Raw genomic sequence first — 14,646 nt, 5'->3', positions numbered from 1 at the left:
TGCGGTGCCGGCGGTGGGCGGCGGCCCCTCCGGCACCTTCGAGACTGCTCCGGCCCCCGGGCCCGGTCACGCCGATTGACGCGGGCCGTCAATCGGACGGGCGGTGTCGGCGGCCGGGTGCACCATGGGCGCATGAGCGTGCACATCGACATCGCGGGGCTGCCGCCGGAGCGGATCGTCTTCGACCCGTCCCCGCTGGCCGAGCTGGGCATGGCACTGCACGCCCTCGCCGAGCCCGGTCACCACCCGGGGCTGCACGGCTGGGCCACCGCCACCGCCGCCGCCCTCAAACCGGACCTCGCCGACCGCCTGTGCGAGGCGGACTTCCTGTGGCGGACCACCTTCTCGGACGTGTTCATGCCGTTCGCGGGGGTGCGCACCGGCCGGCTGGGCCGCCCCGCGCCGACCCTCGCCGAGGAACTCGACCAGCTCGACCGGCTGGACGACGAGCGGTTCGTGGACGCCGCGCTGGAGTTCACCTGCAACCACTCCTACGACGCCGGCCGGCCGTCCCCGCTGACCGACCCGGCCCGCGCCGCCGAGTCACTGGACCTGGCCACCACCCGGGGCCCGCGCCAGGCCGACTTCACCCGGCGGCTGCTGGCCAACCCGGCGGCCGTCCGCTCCTGGATGCGCCGACTGCTGGAGGACTGCGACGAGGCGTTCTTCGCCGACACCTGGCGCCGGGTGCACGGACAGCTCGCCACCGACGCCCGGCAGAAGACGGACCTGCTGCGCCGCCGGGGCCTCCCGGAGGCGCTCACCGCGGTCTCCCCCGCGCTGTCGGTGGACGAGGACGGCCGCCGGATCACCCTCGACAAGCTCGCGCACGGCACCACCACCGCGGTGGACCCGGGCATCGGCCCGGGGCTGGTGTTCGTCCCCTCGCACTTCGGCTGGCCGCACCTGCTGGCCCTGCACGCCCCGGGCTGGCGCCCGGTCGTCCAGTACCCGGTGGCGACCGGGGCGCTCCCCGCCCCCGCCCCCGTCGAGGTGCTGGAGCGCCGCTTGGACGCACTGGCCCACCCCGTCCGGCTCCGGCTCTGCCGCAACATCGCCCGCTCCCCGTACACCACCGGCGAGCTGGCGCACGCCCTGGGCCTCAGCGCCCCCGAGGTCTCGCGCCACCTCACCGTGCTGAAGAAGGCCGGCCTGGTCCACACCCGGCGGCGCGGGCGCTACGTCCTGCACCAGTTGGACGTGACGGTGGTGGCGCGGCTGGGCTCCGACTTCCTGGAGGGCATCCTGCGCTGAGCGGCGCGGCGCCGGCGGGTCAGAGCGGGCCGCCGCCGGCCCGGACCAGACCCGTCTCGTAGGCGAGGACCACGACCTGGACCCGGTCGCGCAGGGCGAGCTTGGTGAGGATGCGGCCCACGTGGGTCTTCACGGTGGCCTCGGACAGCACCAGCCGGGCCGCGATCTCGCCGTTGGACAGCCCCTGCGCGACCAGCACCATGACCTCCCGCTCCCGCTCGGTGAGCCGCTCCAGCCGCTTGTTCTGCGGCTGCGCGCCCGTCTCGGGGAGCATCGGCGCGAACCGGTCCAGCAGCCGCCGCGTGGTGGACGGGGCGACCACCGCGTCCCCGCTGTGCACGGCGCGGATCGCGGCCAGCAGCTCGCCCGGGGGCACGTCCTTGAGCATGAACCCGGAGGCCCCGGCCTTCAGCCCGGAGAAGGCGTACTCGTCGAGGTCGAAGGTGGTGAGGATGAGGACCTTCGGCGGGTTGGGGGCGGAGCAGATGCGGCCGGTGGTCTCCACGCCGTCCAGCTTCGGCATGCGCACGTCCATCAGGACGACGTCGACGGAGGTGGCGCGCAGCACCTCCAACGCCTCCACCCCGTCGCCCGCCTCCGCCACGACCTCCATGTCCGGCTGGGCGGCGAGCACCATCCGGAAACCGGTGCGGAGCAACGCCTGATCGTCGACGAGCATGACCCTGATCGCGGACATGGGGGAACGGCCTTCCTGTTGCGGACATCCTGCGGCGGGCGGTGCACCGGGCGCGGACGGCGCCGGCCGGGTGCACCCCTTCAGTGTGCGGGCTTGAGCGGGAGCAGCACGCTGATCCGGAAGCCCCCGCCCGGGCGGGGGCCGGCGTCCAGGGTGCCGCCGACCATGCCGACCCGCTCCCGCATGCCGATCAGACCGTGCCCCTGGCCGTCCGCGCCGCCGTCCTGGTACATCTCCTGGGGCGCGCCCTTGCCGTCGTCCTCCACCAGCAGGCCGAGGCCGTCGTCGAAGTAGACGAGCCGCACGCTCGCCCCCGCGTTGGGCCCGCCGTGCTTGCGGGTGTTGGTCAGGGCCTCCTGGACGATGCGGTACGCGGTCAGCTCCACCCCGCTGGGCAGCGGGCGCGGCGTGCCCTCGACCTTGAAGTCGACCGGGAGCCCCGCGGTGCGGCACTGCTCCACCAGGTCGCCGAGCTGCTCCACGTCGGGCTGCGGCACGTACTCGCCGGCCTCCTCCGGCTCCCCGGTGCGCAGCACCCCGAGCAGCCGACGCATCTCGGCGAGCGCCTGACGGCCGGTGCCGGAGATGGTCTCCAGCGCCTTGCGCGCCTGGTCGGGCGCGGCGTCCAGCACGTAGGCGGCGCCGTCGGCCTGGACGACCATGACGGAGACGTTGTGCGCCACCACGTCGTGCAGCTCGCGCGCGATGCGGGCCCGCTCGGCGGCGACCGCCACCTTGGCCTGCGCCTCCCGTTCCCGCTCCAGCCGGGCGGCGCGCTCCTCCAGCTGGGCCAGGTAGGCGCGGCGGGTGCGGATGGAGTCGCCCAGCACCCAGGCCAGGGCGAAGGGCACCGTCAGGAAGAGCATGAAGAACAGGTTGCGCAGCGCGCTCTGTCCGGTGTCCGGCCAACGCAGTTGCGAGAGCGGGGCCGCGGCGAGCCCGGTCGTCAACGCCAGCCGGGAGGCCCAGCCCACGCCGTCCGCCGCCACCGTGTAGACGATCACCAGTAGGGCGAAGTCCGACAGCATCGGCGGGATGTCGAGGGCCAGCTGGGCCAGGCCGATCACCACGCCGAGCACGAGCATCCGCTCCGGGGCCCGTCTGCGCAGCGCGATCACCAGTGACAGCAGCAACGACAGCACCACGGACACCGGGCTGAGGACGGCACCGACCACTTCCTCGTCCGGCGGTGGCGGCGTCTGCGCCGTGCTGATCAGTCCCGCCAGGTTGAGCCCGAGCAGGACGACGGCCCAGAAGACGTCGACCCCGGTCGGGTGGCTGCGGAGGAAATCGTAGACACGCTGCACGTAACCCAGGGTAGGCAGCCGCACCCCCCGCCGGGGTCAACCGGAGGTCCCATCCCCGTTGCACACGCGTACTCCGCTAGGTGGACGCCCCCGCCGTCCCGGCGGCCGGTCCCCGGCCCCGCCCCTCGTCGGCGCGGAGGAGCGGGGGTCGTCCCGACAGCGGGGCCCACCGCTGCGACGGGGTGGGCCCCGCTGGCCCTAGCCTGTCGGCCTGAGGACGACGTGAGACGACGTGACCGACGACGGGACGGACGAGGAACCGTGAGGACGAGGTGACGGACCGGACGCAGCGGGCGCACGGCGCGGGAGCTCCGAAGAGCGCGGGCGCGCCCGCGGGGGTGCGCGGCTGGCGGGCGGCGACGGAGGAGGCGCTGTACGGGCCGCGGGGCTTCTACCGGCGCCCCGAGGGGCCCGCCGGGCACTTCCGCACCTCCGTGCACGCCTCGCCGCTCTTCGCCGGGGCGGTGGCCGGGCTGCTGTGCCGGGTCGACGAGGCGCTGGGGCGCCCCCCGGAGCTGGCCTTCGTGGACCTGGGGGCGGGCCGCGGGGAACTGGTGGCCGGGGTACTCGCGGCACTGCCCGGCGAGGTGGCCGGGCGCACCCGGGCGGTGGCCGTGGAACGTGCGGACCGACCGGACGGGCTCGACCACCGGATCGAGTGGCGCACCGAGCCGCCCTGCGCCCGGCGGGGCCTGCTGTTCGCCAACGAGTGGCTGGACAACGTCCCGTTGGACGTGGCCGAGACCGATCGGGACGGGGTGGTCCGGCAGGTGCTGGTCGCCCCGGACGGCACCGAGTCCCTCGGCCGGCCGCTGGCGGCGGCGGCACCGGCCGACGCCGCCTGGGCCGAGCGCTGGTGGCCGCTGCCCACCGGCCCGGACGGCCGGCCCGCCCCCGGGCTCCGCATCGAGATCGGACGCCCCCGGGACACCGCCTGGGCCGCGGCCGCGGCCACGCTCGCCGCCGGGCTCGCGGTCGCCGTCGACTACGCCCATCCGCGGACGGCCCGACCCCCGTACGGCACGCTCACCGGCTTCCGGGCGGGCCGCGAGGTGCCGCCCGTCCCCGACGGGAGCTGCGACGTCACCGCGCACGTGGCCCTCGACGCCTGCGCCCTGCCGGGCGGGCGGCTGCTCGCGCAGCGGGCCGCCCTGCACGCCCTCGGGGTGAGCGGACGCCGGCCGCCGCTCGCCCTCGCCACCGGCGATCCCGCCGGCTACCTGCGCGCCCTGGCCCGCGCCGGCGAGGCCGCCGAACTGACCGCGCCCGGCGGGCTCGGCGACTTCACCTGGCTGCTCCAGCCGGTGGGGATCGAGGACCCGCTCTCCGACTGAGGCCCTCACCGGGCGGTGCGGGCCCTACTTGTCGATGTCGCCGACCACGAAGAACAGCGACCCCAGGATGGACACCATGTCGGCGACCAGCGTCCCGGGCAGCAGCTCGGTCAGGACCTGGACGTTGTTGAACGAGGCCGAGCGCAGCTTCAGCCGGTACGGGGTCTTCTCGCCCTTGGACACCAGGTAGTAGCCGTTCACCCCGAGCGGGTTCTCGGTCCAGGCGTAGGTGTGGCCCTCCGGCGCCTTCAGCACCTTCGGCAGCCGCTGGTTGACCGGGCCGGGCGGCAGCTCCGCGAGCCGGTCCAGACAGGCGACGGCCAGGTCGAGGGAGTTGTGCGTCTGCTCCAGCAGGCACTCGAAGCGGGCCAGGCAGTCGCCGTCCGCGCGGGTGACCACGCGCAGCACGTCGCCCAGTTCCCCGTACGCCAGGTACGGCTCGTCGCGCCGCAGGTCGAAGTCGACGCCGGAGGCCCGGGCGATCGGACCGCTCACCCCGTACGCGTGCACCGTCTCCGGCGCGAGCACGCCCACCCCCCGGGTGCGGCCCCGGAAGATCTCGTTGCCGAGCACCAGCCGGTCGTACACGTCCATCCGGGACCGCACCGAGGCGACCGCCTCCCGGGCCCGTCCGGTCCACCCCGCCGGCAGGTCCTCCTTCAGGCCGCCGACCCGGTTGAACATGTAGTGCATCCGACCGCCGGAGACCTCCTCCATCACCGTCTGGAGCTCCTCGCGCTCCCGGAAGGCGTGGAACACCGGGGTGATGCCGCCCAGCTCCAGCGGGTAGGAGCCGAGGAACATCAGGTGGTTCAGCACCCGGTTCAGCTCGGCCAGCAGGGTGCGCAGCCACACCGCCCGCTCGGGCACCTCCATGCCGAGCATCCGCTCCACGGCGAGCACCACGCCCAGCTCGTTGGAGAACGCGGAGAGCCAGTCGTGGCGGTTGGCGAGCATGACGATCTGCCGGTAGTCGCGCGCCTCGAACAGCTTCTCCGCACCGCGGTGCATGTAGCCGATGACCGGCTCCGCCTGCCGGATGCGCTCGCCGTCCAGCACCAGCCGCAACCGCAGCACCCCGTGGGTGGAGGGGTGCTGGGGGCCGATGTTGAGCACCATGTCGGTGTTCTCCGCGGCGCCGCCGATGCCGACCACGGTCTCCGTCGCCGAACCGCTCGCCACGGGCCCGGGCGTCATGGGTGTCATGCACCCAGTCTCCCTTACGTACGCTGGCCGCATGGAAACGGGGAACGCGGGGCGGGCCGCGGACGCGGGGGCCGGACGCGACGGCGGTGCCGGCGGGGACGGCGCTCCGGGCACGGCGGCCGAACCGGTGTGGACCGGGTTGCCCCGGGGGCTGCTGCGGATGCGCCGGCTGCTGCTGGTGGTGTGGCTGGTGCCGCTGACGGTGGCCACCGGCCTGCTGCTCGGGCTGTTCGTCGGCCCCGGCTGGGCCGCCTTCGCGGTGCTGCCGCTGGGCCTGCTGCTGTGGGGCTGGCCGCTGCTGGCCCGCAACTGGCGCTCCTGGCGGTACACCGAGCGCGCCGACGACCTGCTGATCAGCCGGGGCGTGCTGTGGCACCAGCAGACGGCGGTCCCCTACGGGCGGATGCAGCTCGTGGAGGTCACCTCCGGGCCGGTGGAACGGCGCTTCGGGCTGGCCAGCGTGCAACTGCACACGGCCGCCGCCGCGTCCGACGGCCGCATCCCCGGGCTGCTCCCCGAGGAGGCCGAGCGGCTGCGCGACCGGCTCACCGAGCTGGGCGAGGCCCGATCGGCGGGCCTGTGACCACCCCGGACCCCACCGCACCCGAACTCGCGAGGCCGCCGGCACCGACCGCGCCCGCGGTCCTGGCCGCCGAGCCGGTGGAACGACGGCTGCACCCGGTCACCCCGCTGCGCCGCGCCTGGGCGCCGATCGCGGCCGTCGCCGGCTGGGCGGTGCACGACCCGGACGGGGCCCGGGACCGGATGACCTCCCTCGACCTGCGGTACCTCCTCGCCGGCATCGCCGCCCTCCTGCTGACCGGCGCCCTCTACGGGGTGCTGAGCTGGTGGTACACCCGTTTCGCCGTCACCGACACCGAACTGCGCATCCGTACCGGGCTCCTCTTCAAGCGCACGGCCCACATCCGCTTGGACCGCATCCAGGCCGTCGACGTGGCCCAGCCGCTCCTGGCCCGCGTGCTGGGCGTCTCCAAACTGAAGCTGGACGTCGTCGGCGCCGACAAGGAGAAGGACGAACTGGCCTTCCTGGGCGCCGAGGAGGCCCGGGCGCTCCGGGCCGAACTGCTGGCCCGCGCCGCCGGGTTCGCCCCGGAGAGCGCCCCCGCGGTCGGCGAGGCCCCGGCCCGGGAACTGGTCCGGGTGGCGCCGCGCCAGCTCGTCGTGGCGGTCCTGCTGAGCGGCGGCCCCTGGATCGCGCTGGTGTGCGCGGTGGTGCTGGCGGTGTTCCTGTGGAACGTCACCCACAGCCCCTGGGCGGTGCTCGGGGCGGGGCTGCCGGTGCTGGGCATCGCGCTCAACGGTTCGGCGGGCCGGTTCCTGAAGGAGTACGACTGGACGCTGTCCGAGTCGCCGGACGGGCTGCGCATCGACTACGGACTGCTCGACCGGATGCACGAGACGGTGCCGCCGGGCCGGGTGCAGACCGTCCGGATCGAGGAGCCGCTGCTGTGGCGGCGGCGCGACTGGGTGCGCGTCGAACTGGACGTGGCCGGCTCCTCCGACTCGGTGCTGCTGCCGGTGGCCCCGCGGGCGCTCGCCGTCGAGGTGATCGCCCGGATACTGCCCGGGGTGACCGTGCCCGCCGCGCTGTCCCGTCCGCCGCGGCGAGCCCGCTGGTGCGTCCCGCTGTGGTGGCGGGGGTACGGCTTCGCCGCCACCGACACCGTGTTCGCCACCCGGCACGGACTGCTGCGGCGCAGCCTGTCGCTGGTGCCGCACGCGAAGGTGCAGAGCGTGCGGTTCACCCAGGGCCCCTGGCAGCGTCGGCTGGGACTGGCGGACGTCCACGTGGAGACCGGCGCCAACAAGAGCCTGCCCACCCGGCTGCGGGACGTCGAGGAGGCGCGGGCGCTGTGGGCCGCGCAGGTCGAACGGTCCCGCACCGGTCGGCGCACCGCGACCCCGGACCGGTGGATGACCTGATCCGCGCGTCGCGGGGCACCGGGGCGGGCATCCTCCCGGTGTGCCCCGACCGGAGATCGCGGCGGCCACCGTCGCCGACTACCACGAGGTCCTCGCCGCTCACCACCGGTACTGGGGGGAGCGCGACCTCCGCTCCCTGCACCTGCTGGCGCTCGTCCAGGAGTTCGAGGGGACCTGTCTGGCGGCCCGGGCCGCGGACGGCGTCCACGGGTTCCTCTTCGGCTTCGTCACTCCCACCCGTACGGGGTACGTGCACCTCGTCGCCGTCCGGGACGACGCCCGGGGGACGGGTCTGGGGCGCCGTCTCTACACGGCGTTCGCCGGGGCGGCCGGAGAGCGAGGGGCCCGGCGGTTGAAGGCGATCACCTCACCGGCCAACAGCGGCTCGATCGCGTTCCACCGCCGCCTCGGCTTCGCGGCGACCACCGTCGAGGACCACGGGGGCCCCGGCCGTCCCATGGTGGTGTTCCGGCGCCCGCTTCCGTTCGACGTCCCGGTGCGTCCCTGAGCCGGCGCCCCCTCGCACCGACGCACCGGAGACGGGGCCGCACGCGGACCGGCCCGGTCGGACACCCCGTGGTCCACGGGGTGTCCGACCGGGCCGGCGGGACGTCGGTCAGGCGCGCAGCGCCGAGCGGAGGCCGTGCAGGTCGATGGGCTCCGTCTCGTCGTGCGCGGTCAGGTCCACGACCTGGCCGATGCCGCGCTCGGCCTCGCTGGACGCCTTGAACTCCGCTTCCGAGGCCGCCTTGTGCAGGGCGAGCGCCTCCTCGCCGACGACGTCGGCGAGATCGGCCACGTCCTCGTTGCGCACCGATTCGGCGGCGGGGCGCGCCGGCGGCGCGGACTTGTTGCCGAAGTAGTCGAAGCCGCCCGTGACCGGGCGCGGGCGCGGGGGCAGCGGCGGGACGACGGCCGCCGCCCGGGACGCCGGAGCGGGAACCGCGGGCGCCCGCTCGTGGTCCGCGGGGACCGCCGGGGCGGGGGTCGCCCGCGCCGGCGCGGGCACCGCGGTGGGCGCCGGCGTGGCCGCCGGAGCGGTGGGCGCGGCGCCGGCGGGACGGGGTTCCGTCGCCTTCGCCACCGGAGCCTTCGCCGGCGTGGCCTTCGCCACCGGAGCCTTCGCCGGCGTGGCCTTCGCCACCGGAGCCTTCGTCGGCGTGGCCTTCGTCGGCGGGCCGGCGGGAGCCGGTGCGGAGGGCTTCGTCGGGGCCGCGCCCACCGCCTTCGCGGGGGCGGGCACCGCCTCGGTCGGGGCGGGCACCGCCTTCGCGGAGGCGGCCGTCGCCTGGGGCGGGACGGTCGCCCGGGACGGGGTCGCCGTCGACGGGCCGGCGGCGGCCCGGGGGGACGCGGGCGGCGCCGCCTCGGGCGGGGTTCCGGCGGCCGGGGCCGCCGCGGGGGCCGCCTTGCGGCGGGCCAGCACGCTCAACGCCTCGTTGGCCTGCCGGTACAGCTCGACGGTCGCCACCGGCGCCGCCTTCGGCGGCACGGCGGTCGGGGCCGCGGTGCTCTCCCGGGCGAGCTTGCGGTGGCCCTCCAGGGCGCTGGCCCGTTCCGTCTCGGCATTGGCGTACCGGCGCAGCAGTGCCGCGTGCTCGCCGCGCAGGGCGGTGAGTTCGGCGCGCTTGGCGCGCAGCCGCATTTCCAGCTTGCCGCGCGCCGTGCGGGCCGCCTCCAGCTCGCCCTCGACCTCGGCGAGGCGTTCCTCGAAGCGCCACTCGTCACGGGTGCGGGCCCGTCGGAGTTCCGCGACCCGCCGGCCGGCCGACAGGTCCCAGTTCCGCATCACGACCGAGCCGGCGACGGCCGCCGCCGCGGCACCCGCAACGAGCCCCCGCAATAGCGCGGTTTCGGAGATGAACCAGGCGCCCGAGGCGCAGAGAACGGAAGCTCCGGCGATCACCGTGGGCGGGAGCAGCCGGTGCAGGGGCGGCGAATGGCGGTGGCGTCCACGTGGCATAGCGAGAAACTTACCGCGCACGGGTCAATGTTGCCGACCCGCCCGCACAAAATCGGCTCGGGGCCCGCGCTTTACTTCTTCACGAGTCCCTTCGACTCCAGATACGCCTTCGCCACATCCGCCTCCTTGCGCCGCTCGACGTCGACCCGGCGGTTGAGTTCCACGAGATCCTCCGTGGTGAGGACGGCGGTCAACTCGCCCAGGGCGTCGGCTATGCGCGGGTCCCCGGCGTCGTCGGCGTTCACCACCGGAAGGACGTTGTCGGCGTTCTGGAGCTTCTTGTCGTCGGCCAGCAGGACGAGTCCGAAGGCGTCGAGGGTGGCGTCGGTGGTCGTCGTCAGGACCAGTTGGTCCGTGCCGTCCTTGACGGCCTGCTTCGACTGGACGGTGCCCACGCCCTTGGGGTCGACCCCGGCGACGTCGATGCCGTACGTCTTCCGGAGGCCGGGCGCGCAGAAGGTCCGCACCTCGCATTCCTCGCCGGCGGCGATGGTGACCTTCTCGCCGGTCCTGCCGAGATCCGAAAGGGACGTGAGACCGTGTTTCTCCGCGAATTCGGCGCTGACGGCGAACGCGTTCTGGTCGACGGCCTTCCCCGCGGGTAGTACCTTCAGACCGCGCGGTTCGGCGAGCTTCTTCAACTCGGCCACGGTGGCGCCGACATCACTGGACGCCACGGGCTCCGCGTCGGGGCCGTTTTCGTCGCGGTTGAGGAATTCGGCGAGCGTCGCGGCGTATTCGGGGACGACGTCGACGGTGCCCTTCTCCAGGGCCGGGGCGTAGATCTCGCGGTTCTCGACGGTCTTCACCGTGGTGGCGTATCCGGCCTCGGAGAGCACCTGTTGATAGAGCCGGGCGAGGATCTTCGCCTCGGTGAATCCGGCGGAGCCCACGACGAGGGACCCCCGCTTCCCGCCGCCCGCACCGCCGCCGTCCGCGCCCTCCTCCAGGCTGCTGCCCGCGCAGCCGGTGAGCCCCGCGGTCAGGGCCGCCACGGACAGCGCGGCGAGCACGGTCCGTGCTGCTCCGCGCGGTGTTCGACGGTGCGTCCGCCGGGTGACGGGGGGTGTCGCGGCCCCCGGGGGGCCGGGCTCCGCGGGGGTGTCCGCGGTCGGGCGGCCGTCTCGGGCGTTCTGCATCGAATGTCTCCCTCTCCCTGATGCGTGCGGGACCGACTTCTTTTCCGTTCGCAACGCACGCCCCGTGTCCGCCGGGGGCGCACCACCGGCTCAGCGGGCCGTGCGCGGCCGTCCCCGCATCGGGTCCCCCAGCCGGCCGGCGAGCACCAGCACGCCCTCCACCAGCAGGGCCAGCACCGCGACCAGGAAGGCGCCGGCGACGACCTGGGCGGTGTCCTGGAGGCTGAACCCGGCGGTGATGATCCGGCCGAGGCCGCCCTCCCCGGCCATGGCCGCGAGCGTGGCCGTGGCGACCACCTGCACCGCCGCCGAGCGGACGGCGCCCGCCACCACGGGGTAGGCGAGCGGCAGTTCGACCCGGGCGAAGAGCTGCCAGCCGCTCATGCCCATGCCCCGGGCCGCCTCCACCACCGACCGGTCCACCCCGCGCACGCCGGTGTAGGTCTGGGTGAGCAGCGGGGGCACCGCGAACAGCACCAGGGCGATCAGGGTCGGCAGGTCGCCGTGGGCGCCCAGCGGGGTGAGGGTGAGCAGCACCAGGACGGCCAGGGTGGGCACCGCGCGGCCGACGTTGGCGAGGTTGACCGCGAGCGTCCCGCCCCGGCCGAGGTGGCCGAGCCAGAGGGCGAGCGGCAGCGCGATCGCACAACTGACCAGCAGGCTGACCCCGCTGAGGTGGAGGTGTTCGAGGAGTCTGCGCCAGATGCCCCCTTCGCCCTGCCAGTTGGCGCCCGTGGTGAGCCAGTCGTACGCCCCGGGGATCGCGTTCACGCCGTGCGCACCGCCCTTCCGCGGCCGGTGGTGCGGGCGGTCCGCCGCCACGGGGTGAGCAGCCGGCCGAGGCCCAGCAGCAGGAGGTCCGCGGCGACCGCCAGCAGGACGCACAGCAGCGAGGCGGTGAGCACTTGCGCCCTGAAGCTGGTGTCGAGGCCGTCCAGGATCAGGGTGCCGAGGCCGCCGTGGCCGACGATCGCGCCGACCGTGGCGAGCGCCACCGTGGCGACGGTGGCGATCCGGACGGCGGCGAGCAGCGCGGGCAGCGCCAGCGGGAGTTCGACCTCCCACAGCCGGCGCAGCGGCCCGTACCCCATGCCCCGGGCCGCCTCCCGGACCTCCTCGGGCACCGACTCCAGGCCCAGCAGCGCGCCGCGGACCAGGATGGTGAGCGAGTACAGCGCCAGTCCGGTGACCACCAGGGCCGCCGAGAGGCCGAACAGGGGCAGCAGCAGCGAGAACATCGCCAGCGAGGGCACCGAGTACAGCAGCGTGGTGAGCCCGAGGACCGGGCCGGCCAACGCCCGCCAACGGCGGGCCGCCAGGGCCAGCGGCAGGGCGACGGCGCAGCCGATCGTCACCGACGCGGCGGTGAGCGCCAGGTGTTGCAGCGTCGCCTCCCACAACTCCGGTGCGCGGGAGCGCAGGTACTCACCGCAGATCCAGTCGTTCGTCACCAGACAGCCGCGCGCGCCCACCGGTCACCTCCCCGTCCCCCGCTTCTCCCCCGGCGCGCGCCGGGCACACCCGGTCCCCTTCGCACGCCCGTCTGTCAACCTGGGATTACCCGGTCGTCCGGGCGGGCACGCACCCCGCCCGGCGACGTCCGACGGCGTTCTCCGGTCAGCCGTCCCACCCGTACCGTCCGTCCCGCACCCGTAGGGGGAGCCTTGATCCGGTTCGAGAACGTCAGCAAGCGCTACGCCGACGGCACCAGCGCCGTCGACGGCCTGTCGTTCGAGGTCGCGGCGGGTGAGCTGGTCACCCTGGTCGGCCCGTCCGGCTGCGGCAAGACCACCACCATGAAGATGGTGAACCGGCTGGTCGAACCGACCTCCGGACGGGTCCTGCTGGACGGCGCGGACGTCGCCGACGCCGACCCGGTCGCCCTGCGGCGCGGCATCGGCTACGTGATCCAGCAGGTGGGCCTCTTCCCGCACCGCACCGTCCTCGACAACACGGCGACCGTGCCGCACCTGTTGGGCGTGCGGCGCGCCGCTGCCCGGGCCCGGGCAGCCGAGTTGCTGGAGTTGGTCGGCCTCGACCCGGCCGTGCACGGCGCCCGCTACCCCGACCAGCTCTCCGGCGGGCAGCGCCAACGGGTGGGGGTGGCCCGCGCGCTGGCCGCCGATCCGCCGGTGCTGCTGATGGACGAACCGTTCGGCGCGGTCGACCCGGTGGTCCGCGAACGCCTCCAGTCGGAGTTCCTCCGGCTCCAGCGGGAGGTGCGCAAGACGGTGCTGTTCGTCACCCACGACATCGAGGAGGCCGTCCGGCTCGGCGACCGGATCGCCGTCTACGGGCAGGGCCGCATCGAGCAGTTCGACACCCCGGCGACCGTGCTGGGCGCCCCGGCCGGCGGGTACGTCGCCGACTTCGTGGGCGCCGACCGGGGGCTGAAGCGGCTGGCCGTGACCGCGGTGGAGGAGCGCGACCTGGAGCGGCCGCCGGTGGTGCGGACGGACGACGCGCTCCCCCGCGAGGTGGACGCGCCCTGGGCGGTCGTCCTGGATGCGGACGGCGCCCCGCGGGGCTGGGTGTCCGCGGCGCACGCGCGGGCGCGCACCGGCACGGCCGGCGAGCACGCCCGGCCCCTGGACGCCTGGGTGCCGCTGGGGGCCTCCCTCCGGCAGGCGCTCGCCGCCATGCTCCAGCACGACACGGGCTGGGTCGCGGTCCGCGCCCCGACCGGGTCCGCGGCCGACGGGGCGGGCGGGCGCTTCCTCGGGGTGCTCACCCCGGCCGGGCTGCACACGGCGCTGCGCCGGTCCGCCGGGGCGGGCCCGGCGGGCGCCCCCGGCGGACCGACCGCCCCGGACCCGGTGCCCGGTGACTGAGCGGTTCCACCCGGTGCACACCACCCGGTCGGGGGAACGCCACCACCCGTACGGGCCTACGCTGGAGGCATGAACCACCTCCAAGGCCGTGGCCGGGTCGCCGGACTGCCCGACTGGGACCGCTGCGCGGTCATGGGCGTCGTCAACGTGACCCCGGACTCCTTCTCCGACGGAGGCCGGTGGTTCGACACCACCGCCGCGGTCAAGCACGGTCTGGACCTGGTCGCCCGGGGCGCCGACCTGGTCGACGTGGGCGGCGAGTCCACCCGCCCGGGCGCCCTGCGGGTCGACGAGGACGAGGAACTGCGCCGGGTCGTCCCCGTGGTGCGCGGGCTGGTCTCCGAGGGGGTGGTGGTCTCCGTCGACACCATGCGCGCCCCCGTCGCCGAGCGGGCGCTGGCCGCCGGCGCCACCCTGGTCAACGACGTCAGCGGCGGACTCGCCGACCCGGCGATGGTGCCGGTCGTCGCCGCCGCCGGTGCGCCCTTCGTGGTGATGCACTGGCGGGGCTTCCTGGCGGGACCCGCCGTCCGCGGGGTCTACGCCGACGTCGTCGCCGAGGTCGTCGACGAACTGCGGGCCCGGGTGGACGCGGTGCTGGCCGGCGGCGTGGCCCCGGACCGGATCGTGGTCGACCCCGGCCTCGGCTTCTCCAAGGACGCCGACCACGACCTGGCCCTCCTCGCCCGCCTGGACCGGCTGCGCTCCCTCGGCCACCCGCTGCTGGTCGCCGCCTCCCGCAAGCGCTTCCTCGGCCGGGTCCTCGCCGGTCCCGAGGGCGCCCCGCCGCCCGCCCGCGAACGGGACGCCGCGACCGCCGCCGTCTCGGCGCTCGCCGCGCACCACGGGGCCTGGGCGGTCCGTGTCCACGAAGTGCACGCCACCGCGGACGCCGTCCGGGTGGCCCGTGCCGTCGAAGGAGCCCGTTGACTTCCTCCCACCCCGCCCCCGACGGTCCCGAGCTCCCCGGG

14 protein-coding genes are annotated in these 14,646 nt (G+C 75.3%); 7 read left to right on the top strand and 7 right to left on the bottom strand.

The genetic code is table 11. The features are described from left to right. Positions 1-132: 132 nt before the first annotated feature. On the top strand, positions 133-1,254 hold the full coding sequence (locus ABT092_RS01035) for a DUF5937 family protein (protein ID WP_351238322.1): 1,122 nt from the start codon (positions 133-135) through the stop codon (positions 1,252-1,254). Positions 1,255-1,273: 19 nt separating this feature from the next. Here ABT092_RS01035 and ABT092_RS01030 read toward each other — a convergent pair whose 3' ends face one another. Beyond that, the gene (locus tag ABT092_RS01030) at positions 1,274-1,951 is read right to left on the bottom strand and encodes a response regulator transcription factor (RefSeq protein ID WP_351238320.1); all 678 of its coding nucleotides are present in this window, start codon (positions 1,949-1,951) and stop codon (positions 1,274-1,276) included. An 80-nt stretch (positions 1,952-2,031) separates the two neighbouring features. Next, positions 2,032-3,258 (bottom strand): sensor histidine kinase, encoded by a 1,227-nt coding sequence (locus tag ABT092_RS01025; RefSeq protein WP_351238318.1) that lies wholly within the window; start codon positions 3,256-3,258, stop codon positions 2,032-2,034. Positions 3,259-3,530: 272 nt separating this feature from the next. On the opposite strand from ABT092_RS01025, the gene ABT092_RS01020 reads away from it, so the two are divergent. Then, positions 3,531-4,592 carry an SAM-dependent methyltransferase gene (locus ABT092_RS01020; RefSeq protein ID WP_502968364.1) on the top strand — a complete coding sequence of 354 codons (1,062 nt, stop codon included), beginning with the start codon at positions 3,531-3,533 and terminating at the stop codon, positions 4,590-4,592. Between the two features lie 24 nt (positions 4,593-4,616). Here the strand turns inward: ABT092_RS01020 and ABT092_RS01015 are convergent, their stop codons facing one another. Next, a complete protein-coding gene (locus ABT092_RS01015; RefSeq protein WP_351238316.1) occupies positions 4,617-5,798 on the bottom strand; it encodes an NADH-quinone oxidoreductase subunit D in 1,182 nt (393 codons plus the stop codon). Positions 5,799-5,829: 31 nt separating this feature from the next. Here ABT092_RS01015 and ABT092_RS01010 point away from each other — a divergent pair, with 31 nt between their 5' ends. From ABT092_RS01010 to ABT092_RS01000, 3 genes are read left to right on the top strand one after another with little or no spacing between them, the layout of a single operon-like run. Beyond that, positions 5,830-6,381 carry a PH domain-containing protein gene (locus ABT092_RS01010; protein ID WP_351238314.1) on the top strand — a complete coding sequence of 184 codons (552 nt, stop codon included), beginning with the start codon at positions 5,830-5,832 and terminating at the stop codon, positions 6,379-6,381. Then, on the top strand, positions 6,378-7,742 hold the full coding sequence (locus ABT092_RS01005; RefSeq protein ID WP_502968363.1) for a PH domain-containing protein: 1,365 nt from the start codon (positions 6,378-6,380) through the stop codon (positions 7,740-7,742). Before ABT092_RS01010 ends, ABT092_RS01005 begins: the two co-directional genes overlap by 4 nt. Before the next feature lie 40 nt (positions 7,743-7,782). Then, positions 7,783-8,250, top strand: coding sequence for a GNAT family N-acetyltransferase (locus tag ABT092_RS01000; protein WP_351238312.1), 468 nt, complete (start codon positions 7,783-7,785; stop codon positions 8,248-8,250). A 108-nt stretch (positions 8,251-8,358) separates the two neighbouring features. On the opposite strand, the gene ABT092_RS00995 is transcribed toward ABT092_RS01000, so the two are convergent. The 4 genes from ABT092_RS00995 to ABT092_RS00980 form a co-directional block, all read right to left on the bottom strand. After that, positions 8,359-9,705 carry a hypothetical protein gene (locus ABT092_RS00995; protein ID WP_351238310.1) on the bottom strand — a complete coding sequence of 449 codons (1,347 nt, stop codon included), beginning with the start codon at positions 9,703-9,705 and terminating at the stop codon, positions 8,359-8,361. A gap of 71 nt (positions 9,706-9,776) precedes the next feature. Continuing rightward, the gene (locus ABT092_RS00990; protein WP_351238308.1) at positions 9,777-10,844 is read right to left on the bottom strand and encodes an ABC transporter substrate-binding protein; all 1,068 of its coding nucleotides are present in this window, start codon (positions 10,842-10,844) and stop codon (positions 9,777-9,779) included. A 90-nt stretch (positions 10,845-10,934) separates the two neighbouring features. After that, positions 10,935-11,615 (bottom strand): ABC transporter permease, encoded by a 681-nt coding sequence (locus ABT092_RS00985; RefSeq protein WP_351238306.1) that lies wholly within the window; start codon positions 11,613-11,615, stop codon positions 10,935-10,937. Then, on the bottom strand, positions 11,612-12,316 hold the full coding sequence (locus ABT092_RS00980; RefSeq protein ID WP_351238304.1) for an ABC transporter permease: 705 nt from the start codon (positions 12,314-12,316) through the stop codon (positions 11,612-11,614). The genes ABT092_RS00985 and ABT092_RS00980 overlap by 4 nt, the downstream gene beginning before the upstream one ends. A gap of 192 nt (positions 12,317-12,508) precedes the next feature. Here ABT092_RS00980 and ABT092_RS00975 point away from each other — a divergent pair, with 192 nt between their 5' ends. Both ABT092_RS00975 and folP read left to right on the top strand, forming a co-directional pair. Further along, entirely contained in the window at positions 12,509-13,675 is a 1,167-nt protein-coding gene (locus ABT092_RS00975) for an ABC transporter ATP-binding protein (RefSeq protein ID WP_351238302.1), read from the top strand. 69 nt (positions 13,676-13,744) lie between these two features. Continuing rightward, entirely contained in the window at positions 13,745-14,605 is an 861-nt protein-coding gene (folP, locus tag ABT092_RS00970; RefSeq protein ID WP_351238300.1) for a dihydropteroate synthase, read from the top strand. The last annotated feature ends 41 nt before the right edge of the window (positions 14,606-14,646 follow it).

This window comes from Streptomyces sp. NPDC002490 (assembly GCF_040296045.1).
Taxonomy (GTDB): Bacteria; Actinomycetota; Actinomycetes; order Streptomycetales; family Streptomycetaceae; genus Streptomyces.
The sequence above is the reverse complement of the archived record's forward strand: the minus strand, read 5'-3'. Positions and strand labels throughout refer to the sequence as shown.

What these genes read in the sequence shown, in the direction of transcription:
- ABT092_RS01035 (WP_351238322.1), top strand. Translation starts at nt 133, where the DNA reads ATGAGCGTGCACATCGACATCGCGGGGCTGCCGCCGGAGCGGATCGTC.
- ABT092_RS01030 (WP_351238320.1), bottom strand. Translation starts at nt 1,951, where the DNA reads ATGTCCGCGATCAGGGTCATGCTCGTCGACGATCAGGCGTTGCTCCGC.
- ABT092_RS01015 (WP_351238316.1), bottom strand. Translation starts at nt 5,798, where the DNA reads ATGACACCCATGACGCCCGGGCCCGTGGCGAGCGGTTCGGCGACGGAG.
- ABT092_RS01010 (WP_351238314.1), top strand. Translation starts at nt 5,830, where the DNA reads ATGGAAACGGGGAACGCGGGGCGGGCCGCGGACGCGGGGGCCGGACGC.
- ABT092_RS00995 (WP_351238310.1), bottom strand. Translation starts at nt 9,705, where the DNA reads ATGCCACGTGGACGCCACCGCCATTCGCCGCCCCTGCACCGGCTGCTC.
- ABT092_RS00990 (WP_351238308.1), bottom strand. Translation starts at nt 10,844, where the DNA reads ATGCAGAACGCCCGAGACGGCCGCCCGACCGCGGACACCCCCGCGGAG.
- folP (WP_351238300.1), top strand. Translation starts at nt 13,745, where the DNA reads ATGAACCACCTCCAAGGCCGTGGCCGGGTCGCCGGACTGCCCGACTGG.